We start from the raw sequence: 15,762 nt of genomic DNA on the forward strand, positions 1-15,762 counted from the left end.
GGTAGTTACCGGCACCCTGGAATCATTACCAGCCCAGGTTGCCAGTCAGAATATTAAAGCGCCCACCCTGATTATTATTGGCACAGTCGTAACGCTGCATAACAAACTTAACTGGTTTCATACTGCTTAATCCGCTTTATAGACAGGGAAATTTATTCGGTATAATTAGGCGTGGACAGAACTCTCTTTTGGCTATTTTTGCCCATCCCCTGAAAATATAAAAGTTTATTTGCTTGGTAAGACTCTTTCTCCCTGTGCAGCCAAACCTCAGGCAAATGACCAATAGCTATTGCAGTCACCCTGCTTCGGCTGGGCGGCGCCCCTACTGGGGTCATAGGAGCCAAGCCCTCTCGCGTAATTCCCGCTAAGCGCGGGAATAAACTGTTGCCTAGACTGTAAACCCATGCGGCAAGTGCCGCCCTTGGCTGCTCGCCTTTCAGATAAAATCTTAATATAAAGCCTGAGTTAATCGTTTCCAAACAGTTTCTTAAGAATAATTTTCTCTTATATATTTTGCTAGACGTATTTTGTTTGTTTCTAATGGATCCAAAACCGAAAGCACACATTGTTTTTCTGAGTCTGCGGAAGCAAACAATGGAAACCCTCTGTCGCTACGGACAATCGCAATGTTTGCCTTATAGAAGGCCAAAATAGTTTCACCTGTTAGCTCGGGGCTAGTTCCAACCCGCAAAACGAGCTCTGGAAATCGAGAAAATTCCTGGAGACTTTCACGCATGGCTTTCCACTCGGCCTGAATCTCAGGTAACGACATAGGATTATAGAAACGCCTTAAAGAACGTAATATTATTCTATGGGTTGTAAGGAGCGAAGGAAACTTTATGATAATTCGAGTGGACAGACGAGCCAGTAGAGATGTACTCATTTCAAAAACATTGCAAGGGCCATCCGAGTATACCCTGATTCTAAAGGCTTGCTGTCCTGAACACACCAGTGCCGTATCTAAAAGTTGAAGGTAATGCTCGGTTGCAGGTGCTCTCCTTACATCCAGATCGGAATCGTTTTTTGCAATCTTGCGCATGCCCAAGAACACATATCTCTCTCGATATTTCACCCAAGTGCAGTCGCCTCTTCTGATATGGAGGCAAATCAGAGGCGAAGACGAAGTCTCCAATGAGAGCTCCGGGCTATTATGATCGGTTAATCTTATTTTCGGTCTCAGTGTAAATCGAAGCGGCACTTTGATTCTTTCAGGATTTGATGTATAGAGTTTGGGTGAAAAGTTTAGTTGAATGAGCGCCAACTCAGATCTCCTGGTAGGCAGAATTGTAAACAGCGAACGCTCTTCAGCAAGAACACGAGTGGCTTCATAGGAATCAACCGGAATGCGTTCGTAGTTTAGAAAGTCATCAATATTTTTTTCACCGTAGTCTATTCCGAAAAATTTCCAGAAATCAAAATCAGGAGACCACTGATTTGGGGGAAATTTTAAGTAGACATACTCTAGGCCCAAACTTTTTCCCAAGTTATACAATTGTGAAAATTGAAAAAACTGGTCGCCAATCCCTGCATTGATTAGTGAACAACAAAAGTATTTGGGAGGAGTCAAGTTCTCAGCTTTCATAGAATTTTTGCGAATAAAGCGCATCCTTTTTCTTTAAAGAGGAATTTCCGAAACCGAAGCCCATGGCAAATCGAGAGTTTCGAAAAATTCGCAAAGGTGCATATTAGGAAATCTCGGTTGAGCAAAAAATAGATTCCTGATGAATAGTCTCGCATCGTCGCTTTGAACCGGTAACACATCCGCTCAACGCTCAGATGAGTTATTATAACTGCAAGTGCAGCAATGAAGTGAGTAAGATTGAAAGGAATATCGCTTCTGGTGCAGTATAGGCGGGTTTAAGGAGAAAGAAGAATATTGAACTAACTCACCCTTGTAGGAGTGGCATGAGTGATTATGCGAAATAAGTATTCAGGACAATAGATTGATGCTGTTCCTCTCGAGATCATCCAATAATGAAGACATAGATTTGGATACAGCCTTAAATGTTATATTGTCTTCAATGTACCTTCTTGATGCGCGACCGATTTCCTGCCTTAATGCTTTTTCCTCCCATAGCTTCTTGATCGCACTAGTCATAGCGTCAATATCTTTTGGGGGAATTAAAATTCCATTAACTCCGTTGGTAATATAATCCAATGTACCAACACATTCAGTGGCAATCACGGCTTTGCTATACATCATCGTCTCAAGCAACGTGACTTGACCGGATGCGGTAGTCATATTATCGACAGGGATGACGTTTACAGTTGCCATCTGGCATAGCTCATGACATTTTTCGAGAGACAATTCAGACATTACCCTCACGTTTTCAGGCAGATTAATACCTTCTAACGCATGATCGCCAGCCACAATGATGGTTTGATAGTCTAGTATTTTTGCTGCTTCAACAAAAAGACGATAGTCTCTATTAGCCGAACCCATCGCCAGTATAAACGGATGGTTAATATCTTCTTCAGCTGTTGCATTACGTAGTTCAATTGAAAGCGGAACAAATACAAATCGCTCCCGGGGGAGCCTGAGCCATGAGCTATAGGTATTAATCTCTTCAGTTGAATGCACGACAAAAATGTCAACTCCACTAAGTGCGAATCTTGCAATCGAACCTTTAACTCCTCCATAGACACGGCCCATATTGAAGAGCCATGCCACTAAAGGTCTTTTAGAATGGAAAGTGCGTTTTAACAGGCCAAGTATTATAGGGAGTTGAGGGAAGGCAGTTATAAATCCCACATTTTTTCCAGTTATGCAAGCCGAAAACCATGCCCGAATTGCATGAGTAAAATAGTCTAGCCAATCCATTACGGAAGAGGCTTTTCTCGAGCGATCATGAGTGTAATTTGCGGGTATAAAATCAAAGTTATGTTGTTCGGAAGGAATAAAATCCATAATCCATCCTGATCGGGATCTAGATCTAGTAAACGGTGTGACAACTTTCCACTGCATAATTAAATATCCTGCTTTATATTTATGACTCGCTCAGCAATAAGCCTACTACCCAATGTTGCGCTTATATTTCTCAACTTAATCTCCATTTAGACCATTTGAAAAATCTTTATTATAGGGACACAAGTGCTTAATTCATAAAAATTAAGTAAAGAAAAAGCTAAAATAAATAATACTGGTTTTAAAACGTTCTTACTTCATCTATAGCCAAAGTGAAGGAAGTACCCGTCTAACGACAGTTCTGATCGAGTTCTTAATTTTATAGGATACGCTCTGGTAGCTTTTATTGGAATTACCGCTAAAACCTATTAGATTTGGCTGAATATCAAATCTACAAAAAATGCCGGCATGTTCCTGTTTCCATCGATTCTTTATAGTCTCAAAAAAGTACTTTTCAAGCACAAAGGCTGATCCATATTTACCTCTGAATAATTCATCATAAGCTGTTGAAAAGAAAGAAAATACTCGCAAATCCATCCAATGATTGCCGCCAAGTATGTCGCCAATCAAGGGGGACACTACGTAGGTCTGCATATATTTCATACGTGTACGGTGCATTATTGATAAGTGCTGCCATATTCAGCACTTTATGACGCCCCGTAACTTTCCAAATATGTTGGGCTTGACGGAGGAGTGTGGAAGTTAACATACCCTCGTCAATCATCTTAAATTCTCCGTAACCTTTGCCGCGCTCTGGTGGATAATCTGAAGTTGTATGGATGAGTTCAATATTTTACTTCGAGCCCGATAGTGTATAAACCTCCTCCAGAAGAGAAAAATCTGCATTTGAGTTTTCTAAAACCACAATGTCCTGGATGCATGAGTCCAGCAACTTGAGGTAGAAGCCAAGGGCCTCGCAATACTCAGCCGTTCAGGCTTGAACGGCGCCTCATCAATATAGAGAGTGAACGGAAATAAATAGAAGACTTAAAATTCACTGATGATTATGCATACGGAACTTATATCCCGAAGAGAACAACAGGATTCATTAGTTCGCAATAGGGGGCTTGGGAATCCGGAAGAGCCGCATGTCTTGCTTGTCAAACCGTAAAACTCTCGCCGCAACCGCAGGTCCCTTTCACATTGGGATTATTGAATTGAAACGCCTCATTGATGCCTTCCCGGCGGTAATCGAGCTCTATGCCATTAACAAATTCCAAATCCTTTTCCTGTACGATAACTTTAACGCCGAAATCTTCAAAGACGGCATCATTTTCATTAAGATCATCTGCATAATCAAGCGCATAAGCATAACCCGAGCAACCGGATTTTTTAACCCCCAATTTTAACCCGATGCCTTTTCCGCGTTTTTCCAGCTGCTTTTTAATTTGGCGAGCTGCATTTTCAGTTAATGTAACAGACATAACATTCCTCATTCTTATCGCTGGGCAACCAGGAGTTTTAAAAGATTAATAAAGTCAATAACTTCCGCTTCAGTATTGTCTTTTCCCAAACTGACCCGGATCGCACTTTTTGCAAAATCAGGATCAATACCCATAGCCGTCAATACGAAACTGGGCTCTTTTCCGCCACTGGCGCAGGCCGATCCGCTGGAAACTGCAAACCCTTTCTGATCCAGCTTCATCACCAGCATTTCACCATCGATTTCGTGGAGGCCGAACTGCACGGTATTGGGCAGCCGGTCTGCATGCCGTGCAAAAATTGTCAAACCGGGAATAGTTGATAAACCCTCCTCCAGCAGTTTTCTGAGGGCCAGCAAATGTTCACTGCGTTGGGCAAGTTCTGCTTGCGCAAGTTCCGCAGCTTTTCCGAATCCAACTATGGCGGCGGCATTTTCAGTCCCCGCTCTAAGCCCTTGCTCCTGTCCGCCGCCCAGCAAGACCGGTTTTATCTCTACGCTTTTCTCAAATACCAATGCACCGCAGCCTTTAGGCCCGTAGATTTTATGGCTTGATAAAGACATCAAGTGCACGCCAAGCTCGTAAAAGGCGACGGGAATTTTACCTAGCGCCTGCACCGCATCGGTATGGACAGTGATCCCGTTTTCTCTCAACTGCATGGCATATTGACTTAACTTCTGCACTGCGCCGGTTTCGTTATTTGCCAGCATGATCGTAACCAGCTTGGGCCGGTAGTGAATAACTTTATCAATAGCTTCCTGAGTAATCAAGCCGTCGGCGTCCACATCAATAATTGCCAAATCATGTCCCTGGCTTTTTAAATGCAGGGCATGTTCAGTGATGGAAGGATGCTCAATGGCTGAAATGGCGAATCGGGATTTGGGGTCGAGCGTTGCCAATGCCAGATGATTAGCTTCCGTACCCCCGCTGGTAAAAACAATTTGCGCAGCTTGCACACCGACCAGAGCCGCCACTTGCTCCCGCGCTGTATCAATAGCACTTCGAACAATCCTGCCGGGACGGTATAAACTGGAAGCATTGCCATAAAAAGTTTTCAGGAAGGGCAGCATGGTGTCCAGCACTCGATCATCTATCGGTGTGGTGGCGTTATGATCAAAGTAGATCATTCAGATTATGCATTAACTCTGCTGTGATGATGGATTTCAATAACTTGTTGGGCGTCTTTAGCCTGCCGTACGGCAATTTCCTTGACCTGATTTTTTTCCATCAGTTCAGCCAAGGTGATGCCTTTTAAATATTTGCTAATCTGCTCGCTCAATCCTACCCATAAATCATGCGTTAAGCAGGGCTGGTTGTTCTGGCAATTTGATTCACCGCCACAGCTGGTTGAATCAATCTGCTCATCTACGGCGCTGATAATATCAGCAATATTGATATCGCTGGCCTTGCGGCATAGTTTATAGCCGCCTCCGGGTCCGCGTATTCCCTGCACCATGCCGGCGCGGCGTAATCGGGCAAATAACTGTTCCAGATAAGATAAGGACAAGGATTGACGGGCCGCTATATCGGTCAATGCAGTCGGGTTCTGTTGACTGTGAAAAGCCAGATCAATCATTGCAGTTACCGCATAGCGACCTTTAGTGGTTAAGCGCACGAGACCATCCTTTACAATAACTGATAATAGGCTGCCACTATACTCAACCTACTCTAATAGTCAACTATTATGCCTGGGTCGTGGATAGGTCAGACTTACAAAATTTATAAATAAATTAATAGCTTAATTAAGTCTGGTCTGAATTTACTGGTAATTTTGGATTTATATCCAGGCGATTAATGCTTGCGTTTTCGCCCTTCACCCTGCGACATCCTTAAAATCCCTCTGAGTATGTCAAGTTCTTTGGTATCCAGCTGCACCCGATTATAAATTCTCCGTAAACGCCGCATAATGGAATTTGATTTATCAGGATGCATAAAGCCAATATCGGTTAATGCCCGGTATAAATGGGTATAGAAAGATTCCATCTGAGCTGCCGTAGCCAAGGGAGTTTCACCTTTATCGCCAATGGATGCTTGTTCCTGCAGCCCGGAAGCAATAAATAATTCATAACAAACCACTTGCACGGCAGCTGCCAGATTCAGGGAACTGTATTCGCTGTTACAGGGGATCCGGAGCAGATAGCGGCATAAATCCAGTTCATGATTTTTTAATCCTGAATTTTCCCGTCCAAAAACAATGGCCACATTATTGCCCGGCTCACTAATCATCACTTTCTCTGCACATTCCCGCGGCGTCAATTCCGGCCAGCTGATAGTCCGGCAACGGGCGCTGGCTCCAATTATAAGCTGGCAATCAGCAATAGCCTCTTGCAAATAGCGGCACACTGATGCACGGGCTAAAATATCATCCGCACCGGAAGCCCTGGAGGTGGCGTCAGCACTGGGGAAAATTTTTGGCGAAACCAGCCAGAGGTTATGCATTTTCATGTTTTTCATCGCCCGGGCCACTGCCCCTATGTTTCCCGGATGAGTGGTTTCGACCAGAACAATTTTTATATTTGACAGCAATGCATGAATCTCTTTATGTGGAAAAAACATCCAAGTCTATCAAAAGATTTGGTATCCTATGTCGTTTTCTGTATACATTATCAATTTTCCCATGCAACCCATGCTCAATATTGCCGTCCGCGCAGCTAGAAGCGCAGGCGAGCTCATCCTTCGCTCTTCCGATAATATCGGCCTTCTGCGCATAGACCAAAAAGGCAAAAATGATTATGCCAGCGAGGTCGACCGCATGGCTGAACGGGAGATTATCAGTATTATCAAGGCCGCCTTTCCTGAGCACGGCATTCTGGCGGAAGAAAGCGGCCAACATAAAGGCAACGATTTTGTCTGGGTGATTGATCCCCTCGACGGCACTACCAATTTCCTGCACGGCTTTCCTCAATATGCCGTGTCCATTGCCTTAAAGCACAAAGGAAAACTTGAAGTGGGCGTAGTTTACGATCCGTTGCGGGATGAATTATTTACCGCTAAACGGGGCGGAGGCGCCCTGTTAAATAATCGTCGTCTCAGAGTAACCACTCAAAACAGTTTAAAAGGCGCATTAATCGGTACAGGCTTTCCTTTTAAAACCGATCAACATCTTGATGCTTATATAGGGATGTTTCGCGCATTCACAACGGACTGCGCAGGGATTCGCCGGGCCGGCGCGGCAGCACTGGATTTGGCTTATGTCGCAGCCGGCCGCCTGGATGGTTTCTGGGAAATAGGGGTAATGGAATGGGATATGGCTGCAGGAATTTTATTAATAAAAGAAGCGGGGGGCGTAATAACGGACTTTTCTTTTAATGACAATTATATAAAATCAGGTAATGTGATTGCGGCAAGCCCGAAAATGCATCAAATTATGTACCAGCTTATTGAGCCGCATGTTACTGATAGCTTGAAATAAATAATCTGAACAATAATATTTATTTCAAAACCGGAAGGCAGGAGGTTTATCCGGACCAATTCCCAGGATGCCTGGATAAGAGGCGGGTCTGAGCATAGCCCCTACTATGGATTCAGCATCTGGACATTTTAATTTTTCTGAATTTGCCAGTGACTTCGACCCTATACAACAGCTTCAAATAGACTGACCTCTCTGTTTGCATGGCCGAATTGATAATAGGCTTGGAAAAAATAGCATCCACTACAATCGGGAGGTAATTATGCATTTGCTCGTATTGCGCTTCATTACCCTTGTACTTGTTGCACTCGGGCTGACTATGGGGACTGCGCACTTGCTTGAACTTCCACCTAAAATGCAATACGACGCGGTGATGTATGCGGCAGTTACCAGTACCTTGTATCGGCTGTTCGGATCGGTCGGCGCCTTTATACAAGTCGCCTCCATCTTGGCCGTAGCCATACTTGCGTTTTTAGTTCGATTCCGCCCCGCATTCCGCTTGACGTTATTCGCAACGCTCAGCCTCATATTTTCACTGATACTCTGGTTTGCCCTTGTAGCGCCGGTGAATGCCGAATGGTTACAAGTTATAGAATCGACACCAGAATTTGTTCCCAAAGCCTATTTGCAGCTGCGCGACCGATGGGAGTATGGGCATGTAGCAGCTTTTATCGCGTGGTTCTGCGGATTTTGCCTGCTAGTGCTGTCCGTGCTTATTGAGTAAAGGCAGTAAAAAGGTAGGGTGGGCACATGCTTTTCGTGCCCCGCGGAACAAACTCACTCATAGCCTAACTCGTGCCGAATTCTCGGCATTCGCCTTGTTGGTTTCCGTATTCCTGTCATAAATTACCACGCCCACGCGGTCAATATGGGCGCTTAGGCCGATATTGGCGAGTTCAGCGTATTGCCGCAAATCCACTGTATAGGGCAGAATTTTTTCGCAGCTTGTCGCGGCTTTCCAGAGTTGTTTTTCCAAGGCTTCTTCACTGGCGATTTTGGCCTTGGCCCTATTGATTCCTAAATCTGTAAAAGGCTGTGCAGGGTATTATTGGGTATAACTAATCGTTTTAATGCGCAAGCGGTAATTGTACGGGTAATTGATCAGTTCCACGTCTTTAGGCCAGCCGGCATCGCTGGATAAATAATTAACATCCACGCGTTTTTGATTCTGGTAATACAAATGCCGATGATTTTGACCTGCTTCCAGCCGCCACTGCGCAGGCAGTATTTTTTGCAGCATGGCAATAGGCCAATAAGCCAATTGTAAATCCGTGATAATAAATTCGGGAGCCATTGTATCGGGTAAAAGCGGGCTTTTATCCAGTTCCAGTTTTTTGCCGTCATAGGTCAGATTAAAGAGACTGAGCCCTTCATTGCTTAATCCCGCCATTGCAATATGCCGTTCGTCCAATTCCAGAACGCACACCAGGATTTCCTGTCGGCCCGGCCATAGCGCCGTTATCTGCTGTACTATTCTTCTCGCGGGCCCTACAGGCGGCGCTATCGGCATGACTACGGGCTGGCCGCTAACTTCCTGCTTATCGAAAGCAGCACAGCCGGATAATACGCAGGTGAAGATAAGAACTTTAACAAACTGGCAAGTCATAATCACTAATAGTGCCGGAAGACTTTTGTGCGATTGTATAATGCCAGTCAAGCTGCCGTCCTACCCCTGGCGTCATAATTGAAGCAGCGTATCGAGTCTGGCCCGCGCGTTTTTTACATAAGGATTATTTTCATCCCACGCATAGCCGGCCAATATTGAACAAATCATCGCTTTAATTTCGGGCTGCTGCCTTGGGTGGAAAATAACATCCTGAAAGCGTCCATCATACCAAGCGTTGACAAATATGCGAAAGGTATTGACGCCCCGCTGCAACGGCATTGCATAATCCATGCGCCAGTCCACGGCTTCATTATTAAACTGGCGGTCCAGAATCTCGGCCGCCAGACTCGCTGATTTTATCGCAATGGTAACGCCGGAAGAAAAAACCGGGTCCGGAAACTCCCCGGCATTGTCCAGCAAGACATAGTCTTTGCCGTACAGGCTTTTTACATTGGCGGAATAACCGGTAAGGGCATTGATCTTTTGATCGAATACGGCATTTTTCAGCAAGCCGGTTAACCTGGATTCCTGACCGATTATATCCTGCAATGCGCTATCGTTATCATCCCATTGCTTATAAAAGCCGGACTCGGCGACTACCCCTATGCTGCTGCGGCCGTTGCTGAAAGGTATCAGCCAAAACCAGACGTCTTTACATTCGGGATGAACCGTGATTCGTATTTTATTCCTGTCGAATTGCGTAACCTTGATTCTGTCTTCGATATGCCCGAACAGCGCTTGTCTGACGGGAAAGCCGGAGGGCGACTCCAAATCCAGCAGCTTGGGCAATATACTCCCGAAGCCGCTGTCATCCAGCACAAAATCAGCTTCATAATTTCCTGCTTTAACCGGCTTCATCGCGCGTCTTCAGTTTCGATTTATCGCCTGTAAAATCAACAGCTATAACTTCCATTTGCCACTGTATATCGATGCTCTTCCGCACGGCTTCACTGGCAAGCAGATTATCAAACCCGTCGCGCTGAACCTGAAAAGCAGTGCCAATGCCTGCTGTAAACTTGTCTTCAAAAGAAAATTCGGTTTGCCGGTTCCGGTATACAAAAGAGACGCCGTCTTTGTATTCAAAGCCTCCATGCACCCCCGTCTCCATCATCACGGCCTGTTGAATGAACTCCATACACTGAGGCAGGAGGCTTTCGCCAATACTGAACCGGGGAAACCGTTGATGTTCCCGGATAGTCACATGGTATCCTTTATTTCGCAGTAATGCCCCGGCAATACTGCCGGAAGGCCCTGCTCCTATGATGACTTTGCAGATTTGACCGGGTGCCATTGTGAATTCTTGATTTTAAGGAAGTGCTGAAAAAATTCTCACTAAGCCAAATTACCGGCATCCACGCCTAATACTCAACATTATGCTCATGGGGGCGGTGTAGAAAAGTAAAGCTTAAAGACGCAAGATTTTTGCGCCTTTACCATCAGGCAAGAAATATTGTCAGCAAGTAGTCTCTATCGTCAGTATGACTATTCTGGCACTTGTGCTGTATAAGACTGAACCTGGTCAGGTCAACCGCCAAGCTCTAGGAGTCATCAACCTGATCGGCAAGCGTTGTCAGCGCTTTAATCAACTTGGATAATTTTTCCGGATTGTCTGCGCGCACGGTGGCATGAGCCACTTTGCGGCCTTTGCGGGGAGTTTTTTTATAAAGATGCAAATGCGCCTGCGGAATGCCCAGCACATCTTCCGTAGAAGGCAGGTTGCCGATAAAGTTAACCATGGCTGATTGCTCAACAGCTGCAGTTGCGCCCAAAGGCAGATCCAGAATTGCCCGCAGATGATTTTCAAACTGGCTGGTTTCAGCGCCTTCAATCGTCCAGTGGCCGGAGTTGTGCACGCGCGGCGCGAACTCATTGGCGATTAATTGTCCGTCTCTTTCAAATAACTCCAGCGCCAGCACGCCGACATAATTCAGCGTTTCCATCAGGCGCGAAACATAGGTTTCGGCCTGCGCCTGCATGACATCGCCTTCCCGGCTTTCAGAAATACGCAGAATACCGCCGCGATGCAAGTTTTCCGACAATGGATAGAAAACGCTTGCGCCTGAAACATTGCGAGCGGCAATAATGGACACCTCCCGGTCAAACGGCACGAAGGCTTCAACGATAGCGGGCGCGTCTTCCAACAAAGCCCAGGCTGATTTTAAATCATCAGCCGATTTAAGCACGGACTGGCCTTTGCCGTCATATCCCAGTTTGCGGCTTTTTAAAATAGCGGGCCAGCCGATGCTCGCCATCGCCTGTTTCAGACTTTCAAAACTGTCCACGGCGGCATAAGCCGGCGTTGGAATGCCAAGCTCATGGAAAAAGGTTTTTTCGATTAATCGATCCTGGGCAACGGCTAATGCGTTCGGCCAGGGATACACCTGGGTGTGGGCGGACAGAAATTCCGCGACAGCCGCCGGCACATTCTCAAATTCGTAAGTAACGACATCGGCGCGCTCGGCAAGTTCTGCAAGTAATCCGGGATCGTTGTAGTCGCCGAGCAAATGCTCTCCTAATGTATTGGCGCAGGCATCAGCTGATGGATCAAGAAAAATAAAATCCAGCCCTAAAGGATAACCCGCCAGGGCGATCATTCTCGCAAGCTGCCCTGCGCCCAGTATGCCGACTATCATAAATTCTCTTCCCGTGGATCGGAATGTGCGAGAACCGTTTCGGTCTGTTCACGCCTGAAGTTTTGCAAGGCATCCCCGTATTGGCCATGTTTATTACTGATAATGGCCGCCGCCAGTAATGCCGCATTGATAGCTCCCGCTTTGCCTATCGCCAGTGTGCCGACCGGAATGCCGGCCGGCATCTGGACGATGGACAATAGGGAATCCATGCCGTTTAAAGCTTTCGACTGTATAGGAACGCCTAAAACAGGAATCGCTGTTTTCGCGGCCATCATGCCCGGCAAGTGCGCTGCTCCGCCTGCGCCGGCGATAATAACTTCCAGGCCTTTGGCCTCGGCCGCTTCAGCGTATTGGAACAGCTTGTCCGGGGTCCGGTGCGCGGAAATAACTTCAACCTCATGCGGAATTTCAAGCCGCTCCAGCGTCTCTGCGGCAAAGCGCATCGTTTCCCAGTCAGACATCGAACCCATAATAATGCCCGCCAGTGCCGTCATGAGGAGCTCCTTTTCAGAATCAAAATAATAGAAACGATCATACAATACATAATTACTAAAGCGATCCAGTATCGCATAGATGCCGCGGCGATGTTTTCCAGATTCGGTTTATGCTGCCGGATTTGCCTGTCAGGAAACTTGTAAAATTATCATTAATCTGCAAATCCCCATGTTTCTTCACTATCATTCCAAAGTGCGATGACAGGTTCTGCAGGGTTATTGTGCTCATAGTCGAGAATGCTCAGGGAGGCAGGGCTCAGCAAAAAATACCGTGCTTCGCTCACGGTCAGGCCAATCCAGCAGGCAGCCAGGACGCGTCCGAAATGTCCATGCGAGAACACGGCGATATTTCCTTGCAGTGATTTTAAATGATCAATAACCCGCTTGGCGCGGCTGGAAACCTGCGCCGGCGTTTCACCGTTGGGCGCGCCGTCTTGAAAGAGGTTCCAGTCCGGCCGCATTTTCAGGATGTCGACCGTGCGCTGGCCTTCGTAGTCGCCATAATTCCATTCCACGAGATCAGGCTCGATTTGCGCGGCGCCTCCCAGACCGGCCAGATCACAGGTCTGCCGCGCCCGCTGCCGCGGACTGCTTAAGACATGATTGAAGTTCGTAGCCTGCAAGCGTTCGCCCAGCTTGCGCGCATCCTGCTCGCCTTTCGCGGTGAGCACAATATCAGTGCGCCCCGTATGCTGCCCGGAAAGCGACCATGCCGTTTCCCCGTGCCGGATAAGAAAAATTTTAGAATTCATAAAAATTGTTTAAATAGGGCAGAATATGAAGTTTATATCCGATAGGCTTATGATTATCTACTTAGCAGAAGCCCTGAGCTGTGCATTCCCGCTTCCGAGCTGAAATTAAAATACAGTTTACCAATATCCTTTTTCCAATCAAGCGTCAGTTTCAGCTCATCTTCAGGCTGAATGACTTTGACGAATTTAATGACTTCCATGTTTAAAAACGGCTCATCAATGGCAAAAAACAGCCTGCCGAAATAGTCAGCCCAGGCGATTTGCACCACGCCCGGCAGAATTGGATAACCTGAAAAATGATCAGCAAAATAAATCAGTTTATGGGGAACCTTGACCATCAGTTCAATGCTATCACAAGTCATTTCAAATCCCAGCACCTGTGGAAATTTGCGATAATTCCCGTCCAGCAGTTGCATTAAAATATGCTGATCGATTTTCCCCTGCGCATTAAGCGGCAGCCTGTCCACAAACAGCCATTTTCTGGGTAGAACCACAGCCTCAAACCACTTATAAAGTGCTATCCGGATTTCTTTGATGAGCTGGTTTCTTCCGCTCGCTTTTAACTGCGCTAAACCCTTCTGGTTCAGGACACAAACCGCCCCGATTTCATCCCGGTTTTTCGCAATCATCACCGTAAACGCCTCAGCTATCAATTGGGTGTCCATTAAACGCTGCTCAAGCTCTGTTAAAGACACACGTTTTCCTTCCAGCTTGACAATCCGATCCACCCGGCCTTGCAGAAAAAACCGGCCGTCATGTTGCAAATCAAGTTGATCATCCAGCGGCAGACCAGACTTACCGGCTAGAGGCGAATGCAGATGCCAGCGGTCATCCTTGCAGCTAAGCGTCATGCCTTCAAATAACGTCCAGGCTGTATCAGGCTTTCTATTTTGCTGCCTCCAGGCAATGCCGCCGCTCTCCGAACTGCCGAAGACTTCGATAACAGATTGTCCGCTGTTTGCGAGAATCTGCTGCGCAGTACTATATTGTAAAGGCCCTCCGGAACTGAAGATAGCGTTTAAAGCGCTTATTGTCTGCCACGGTGAATTTCGATCCAGGCGTTTTAAATGCGCAGGGCTGGCAATCCAGTAGGCGGGCGTGTCCTGAATAGCATCTGCCAACAACTCGGGATCAATATAACTCCGGCTGTGAAAACAGCGTTCCGCTGACAAAGGCCACAGCACCCGGAACAACAAGCCATAGATGTGCTGATGGCTGACGGTAGATAAAGCCGCAGCTGCGGCCAGCTGTTTGCCCCAGAGTTTTTCGAGCAGCGCTATCTCACGCTGAAATTGAATCAGCCGCTTTTCAATCGGCTTGGGCTGTCCGGTAGAACCTGAGGTGAAAATCACCAATTTCGTGTCGGAGTTTAGGGGCAAAAACGCCGGATTGAAATAATCCGCTGAATCCAGGCAATAATCAAATGCCTGCGTTTTATCCCAATCGCCTATGAGCCGGCATTTTTGCTGCTGAAGTTGCTGTGCGGTGCCGGGGCGGTTATTACCGGGAATCCAGACTTCCTTGCCGGCATGAAAAAGCGCAAACAGCATAACTGCAAAAGGATAGGCATCGTCCGTATATAAAGTATAACGCTCGAAAGGTTGCGATTGCAGCAGGTTTACCCAATGTCTGACTGCCGCATAAAATCTGTCGGCGCAGTAATAATGCCCGGCATGAAAAGCCAGCGGTAAATTGTCCTGTCTCTTTGCAGTCGCACAATGCGATAGCGGAATCAATTCACCGGACATATTTTTGGGTCCTCATTCTGATAATATACTCCGCGCCGAACAAGGCTCCCATCAATAAGTAGGCTATCAAGCCATTATATAAACTCCAGAATTCAAAGCTGCTCCATAAGGCTGTTGCCAGCGCCATACTGCCGTTGATAATAAAAAAGACACACCAGGCCTGGGTGACGCGGCGCGTATAAATAATGCCTTCCGGCGGTAAATCGGGATGTTGAAATCGCGCCAGACGCTCAATCAGGCTGGGCGGTGACACCAAACTCCACGAGAAAACCAGCAACATCATTCCATTAACCAGTACCGGATAAAAACGCAGGGTGACAAGGTTATTAATCCAGATTGCAAACCCGCAATACACAATGCCGGCAATTAAAAGCGGGGCGCTCCGGTATTTGGCGGAATGACCCGCAGACACTCTGATGAGCAGTAATATAACCAGCATGGCCGCTATTTGCCGCGGCTCAAGATAATTGATGCCGAAATAAACAGCGAAAGGATAGACCAAGGTCAGCAGTCCTGTCACACTGTTTATAAAATGATGCATGCCATCAGTCATTCATCATCTTATAAACGGCCTCCACGACATCGCCAATGGTGCGGGCGGCCTTGAAATCTTCAGGCTTGATCGATTCTCCGGTTATTTCCTTAAGCCGGACTATCATATCGACTGCATCAATGCTGTCAAAATCAAGATCCTTGTATAAGCTGGCTTCCAAAGTGACAGCGTCCTGATCTATCTCGAACATTTCGACCATTATTTCTTTAACAGCCGTTAAAATTTCTTCACGATTTTGCAT

At 46.5% G+C, this 15,762-nt stretch carries 18 protein-coding genes; 2 read left to right on the top strand and 16 right to left on the bottom strand.

What is annotated here, in order from left to right; genetic code table 11:
* Window positions 1-487: 487 nt before the first annotated feature.
* The 6 genes from HUX64_RS13320 to HUX64_RS13345 all read right to left on the bottom strand — a co-directional run bounded on the left by HUX64_RS13320 (window position 488) and on the right by HUX64_RS13345 (window position 6,852).
* A complete protein-coding gene (locus tag HUX64_RS13320; RefSeq protein ID WP_174626714.1) occupies window positions 488-1,582 on the bottom strand; it encodes an O-fucosyltransferase family protein in 1,095 nt (364 codons plus the stop codon).
* A 348-nt stretch (window positions 1,583-1,930) separates the two neighbouring features.
* On the bottom strand, window positions 1,931-2,908 hold the full coding sequence (locus HUX64_RS13325; RefSeq protein WP_174626715.1) for a glycosyltransferase family 4 protein: 978 nt from the start codon (window positions 2,906-2,908) through the stop codon (window positions 1,931-1,933).
* Between the two features lie 1,097 nt (window positions 2,909-4,005).
* On the bottom strand, window positions 4,006-4,329 hold the full coding sequence (iscA, locus tag HUX64_RS13330) for an iron-sulfur cluster assembly protein IscA (RefSeq protein ID WP_174626716.1): 324 nt from the start codon (window positions 4,327-4,329) through the stop codon (window positions 4,006-4,008).
* Window positions 4,330-4,343: 14 nt separating this feature from the next.
* Window positions 4,344-5,453, bottom strand: coding sequence for a cysteine desulfurase family protein (locus tag HUX64_RS13335; protein ID WP_174626717.1), 1,110 nt, complete (start codon window positions 5,451-5,453; stop codon window positions 4,344-4,346).
* A gap of 5 nt (window positions 5,454-5,458) precedes the next feature.
* Window positions 5,459-5,941, bottom strand: a complete 483-nt coding sequence (locus tag HUX64_RS13340; RefSeq protein ID WP_174626718.1) for an Rrf2 family transcriptional regulator — start codon at window positions 5,939-5,941, stop codon at window positions 5,459-5,461.
* A gap of 176 nt (window positions 5,942-6,117) precedes the next feature.
* Window positions 6,118-6,852: an RNA methyltransferase gene (locus HUX64_RS13345; RefSeq protein ID WP_174626737.1), complete on the bottom strand. Its 735-nt coding sequence runs from the start codon at window positions 6,850-6,852 to the stop codon at window positions 6,118-6,120.
* A gap of 91 nt (window positions 6,853-6,943) precedes the next feature.
* Here HUX64_RS13345 and HUX64_RS13350 point away from each other — a divergent pair, with 91 nt between their 5' ends.
* Window positions 6,944-7,738 carry an inositol monophosphatase family protein gene (locus tag HUX64_RS13350; protein ID WP_174626738.1) on the top strand — a complete coding sequence of 265 codons (795 nt, stop codon included), beginning with the start codon at window positions 6,944-6,946 and terminating at the stop codon, window positions 7,736-7,738.
* A 259-nt stretch (window positions 7,739-7,997) separates the two neighbouring features.
* The gene (locus tag HUX64_RS13355) at window positions 7,998-8,459 is read left to right on the top strand and encodes a DUF1772 domain-containing protein (protein WP_174626719.1); all 462 of its coding nucleotides are present in this window, start codon (window positions 7,998-8,000) and stop codon (window positions 8,457-8,459) included.
* Between the two features lie 57 nt (window positions 8,460-8,516).
* Here HUX64_RS13355 and HUX64_RS13360 read toward each other — a convergent pair whose 3' ends face one another.
* The 10 genes from HUX64_RS13360 to HUX64_RS13400 all read right to left on the bottom strand — a co-directional run bounded on the left by HUX64_RS13360 (window position 8,517) and on the right by HUX64_RS13400 (window position 15,762).
* Complete coding sequence (locus tag HUX64_RS13360; protein ID WP_174626720.1) at window positions 8,517-8,711, bottom strand: hypothetical protein; 195 nt, start codon at window positions 8,709-8,711, stop codon at window positions 8,517-8,519.
* Window positions 8,712-8,780: 69 nt separating this feature from the next.
* Window positions 8,781-9,392 (bottom strand): DUF3261 domain-containing protein, encoded by a 612-nt coding sequence (locus tag HUX64_RS13365; protein WP_246247021.1) that lies wholly within the window; start codon window positions 9,390-9,392, stop codon window positions 8,781-8,783.
* Between the two features lie 21 nt (window positions 9,393-9,413).
* The gene (locus tag HUX64_RS19780; protein ID WP_246247022.1) at window positions 9,414-10,199 is read right to left on the bottom strand and encodes an NAD(P)/FAD-dependent oxidoreductase; all 786 of its coding nucleotides are present in this window, start codon (window positions 10,197-10,199) and stop codon (window positions 9,414-9,416) included.
* Window positions 10,186-10,632, bottom strand: coding sequence for an NAD(P)/FAD-dependent oxidoreductase (locus HUX64_RS19785; RefSeq protein WP_246247023.1), 447 nt, complete (start codon window positions 10,630-10,632; stop codon window positions 10,186-10,188). Before HUX64_RS19785 ends, HUX64_RS19780 begins: the two co-directional genes overlap by 14 nt.
* A 247-nt stretch (window positions 10,633-10,879) precedes the next feature.
* Window positions 10,880-11,974 (bottom strand): 5-(carboxyamino)imidazole ribonucleotide synthase, encoded by a 1,095-nt coding sequence (locus HUX64_RS13375; protein ID WP_174626721.1) that lies wholly within the window; start codon window positions 11,972-11,974, stop codon window positions 10,880-10,882.
* Window positions 11,971-12,468 carry a 5-(carboxyamino)imidazole ribonucleotide mutase gene (purE, locus tag HUX64_RS13380; RefSeq protein WP_174626722.1) on the bottom strand — a complete coding sequence of 166 codons (498 nt, stop codon included), beginning with the start codon at window positions 12,466-12,468 and terminating at the stop codon, window positions 11,971-11,973. The genes HUX64_RS13375 and purE overlap by 4 nt, the downstream gene beginning before the upstream one ends.
* A gap of 152 nt (window positions 12,469-12,620) precedes the next feature.
* The gene (locus HUX64_RS13385) at window positions 12,621-13,220 is read right to left on the bottom strand and encodes a histidine phosphatase family protein (protein WP_174626723.1); all 600 of its coding nucleotides are present in this window, start codon (window positions 13,218-13,220) and stop codon (window positions 12,621-12,623) included.
* A 53-nt stretch (window positions 13,221-13,273) separates the two neighbouring features.
* Window positions 13,274-14,968 (bottom strand): ApeI family dehydratase, encoded by a 1,695-nt coding sequence (locus HUX64_RS13390; protein WP_174626724.1) that lies wholly within the window; start codon window positions 14,966-14,968, stop codon window positions 13,274-13,276.
* A complete protein-coding gene (locus HUX64_RS13395) occupies window positions 14,958-15,521 on the bottom strand; it encodes a COG4648 family protein (RefSeq protein ID WP_246247024.1) in 564 nt (187 codons plus the stop codon). Before HUX64_RS13395 ends, HUX64_RS13390 begins: the two co-directional genes overlap by 11 nt.
* Window positions 15,514-15,762: an acyl carrier protein gene (locus tag HUX64_RS13400; protein ID WP_174626725.1), complete on the bottom strand. Its 249-nt coding sequence runs from the start codon at window positions 15,760-15,762 to the stop codon at window positions 15,514-15,516. Before HUX64_RS13400 ends, HUX64_RS13395 begins: the two co-directional genes overlap by 8 nt.

The organism is Candidatus Methylobacter favarea, assembly GCF_902806695.1.
Lineage (GTDB): Bacteria > Pseudomonadota > Gammaproteobacteria > Methylococcales > Methylomonadaceae > Methylobacter_B > Methylobacter_B favarea.

What these genes read in the sequence shown, in the direction of transcription:
- HUX64_RS13320 (WP_174626714.1), bottom strand. Translation starts at nt 1,582, where the DNA reads ATGAAAGCTGAGAACTTGACTCCTCCCAAATACTTTTGTTGTTCACTA.
- HUX64_RS13325 (WP_174626715.1), bottom strand. Translation starts at nt 2,908, where the DNA reads ATGGATTTTATTCCTTCCGAACAACATAACTTTGATTTTATACCCGCA.
- iscA (WP_174626716.1), bottom strand. Translation starts at nt 4,329, where the DNA reads ATGTCTGTTACATTAACTGAAAATGCAGCTCGCCAAATTAAAAAGCAG.
- HUX64_RS13335 (WP_174626717.1), bottom strand. Translation starts at nt 5,453, where the DNA reads ATGATCTACTTTGATCATAACGCCACCACACCGATAGATGATCGAGTG.
- HUX64_RS13350 (WP_174626738.1), top strand. Translation starts at nt 6,944, where the DNA reads ATGCAACCCATGCTCAATATTGCCGTCCGCGCAGCTAGAAGCGCAGGC.
- HUX64_RS13355 (WP_174626719.1), top strand. Translation starts at nt 7,998, where the DNA reads ATGCATTTGCTCGTATTGCGCTTCATTACCCTTGTACTTGTTGCACTC.
- HUX64_RS19780 (WP_246247022.1), bottom strand. Translation starts at nt 10,199, where the DNA reads ATGAAGCCGGTTAAAGCAGGAAATTATGAAGCTGATTTTGTGCTGGAT.
- HUX64_RS19785 (WP_246247023.1), bottom strand. Translation starts at nt 10,632, where the DNA reads ATGGCACCCGGTCAAATCTGCAAAGTCATCATAGGAGCAGGGCCTTCC.
- HUX64_RS13375 (WP_174626721.1), bottom strand. Translation starts at nt 11,974, where the DNA reads ATGATAGTCGGCATACTGGGCGCAGGGCAGCTTGCGAGAATGATCGCC.
- purE (WP_174626722.1), bottom strand. Translation starts at nt 12,468, where the DNA reads ATGACGGCACTGGCGGGCATTATTATGGGTTCGATGTCTGACTGGGAA.
- HUX64_RS13385 (WP_174626723.1), bottom strand. Translation starts at nt 13,220, where the DNA reads ATGAATTCTAAAATTTTTCTTATCCGGCACGGGGAAACGGCATGGTCG.
- HUX64_RS13390 (WP_174626724.1), bottom strand. Translation starts at nt 14,968, where the DNA reads ATGTCCGGTGAATTGATTCCGCTATCGCATTGTGCGACTGCAAAGAGA.
- HUX64_RS13395 (WP_246247024.1), bottom strand. Translation starts at nt 15,521, where the DNA reads ATGACTGATGGCATGCATCATTTTATAAACAGTGTGACAGGACTGCTG.
- HUX64_RS13400 (WP_174626725.1), bottom strand. Translation starts at nt 15,762, where the DNA reads ATGCAAAATCGTGAAGAAATTTTAACGGCTGTTAAAGAAATAATGGTC.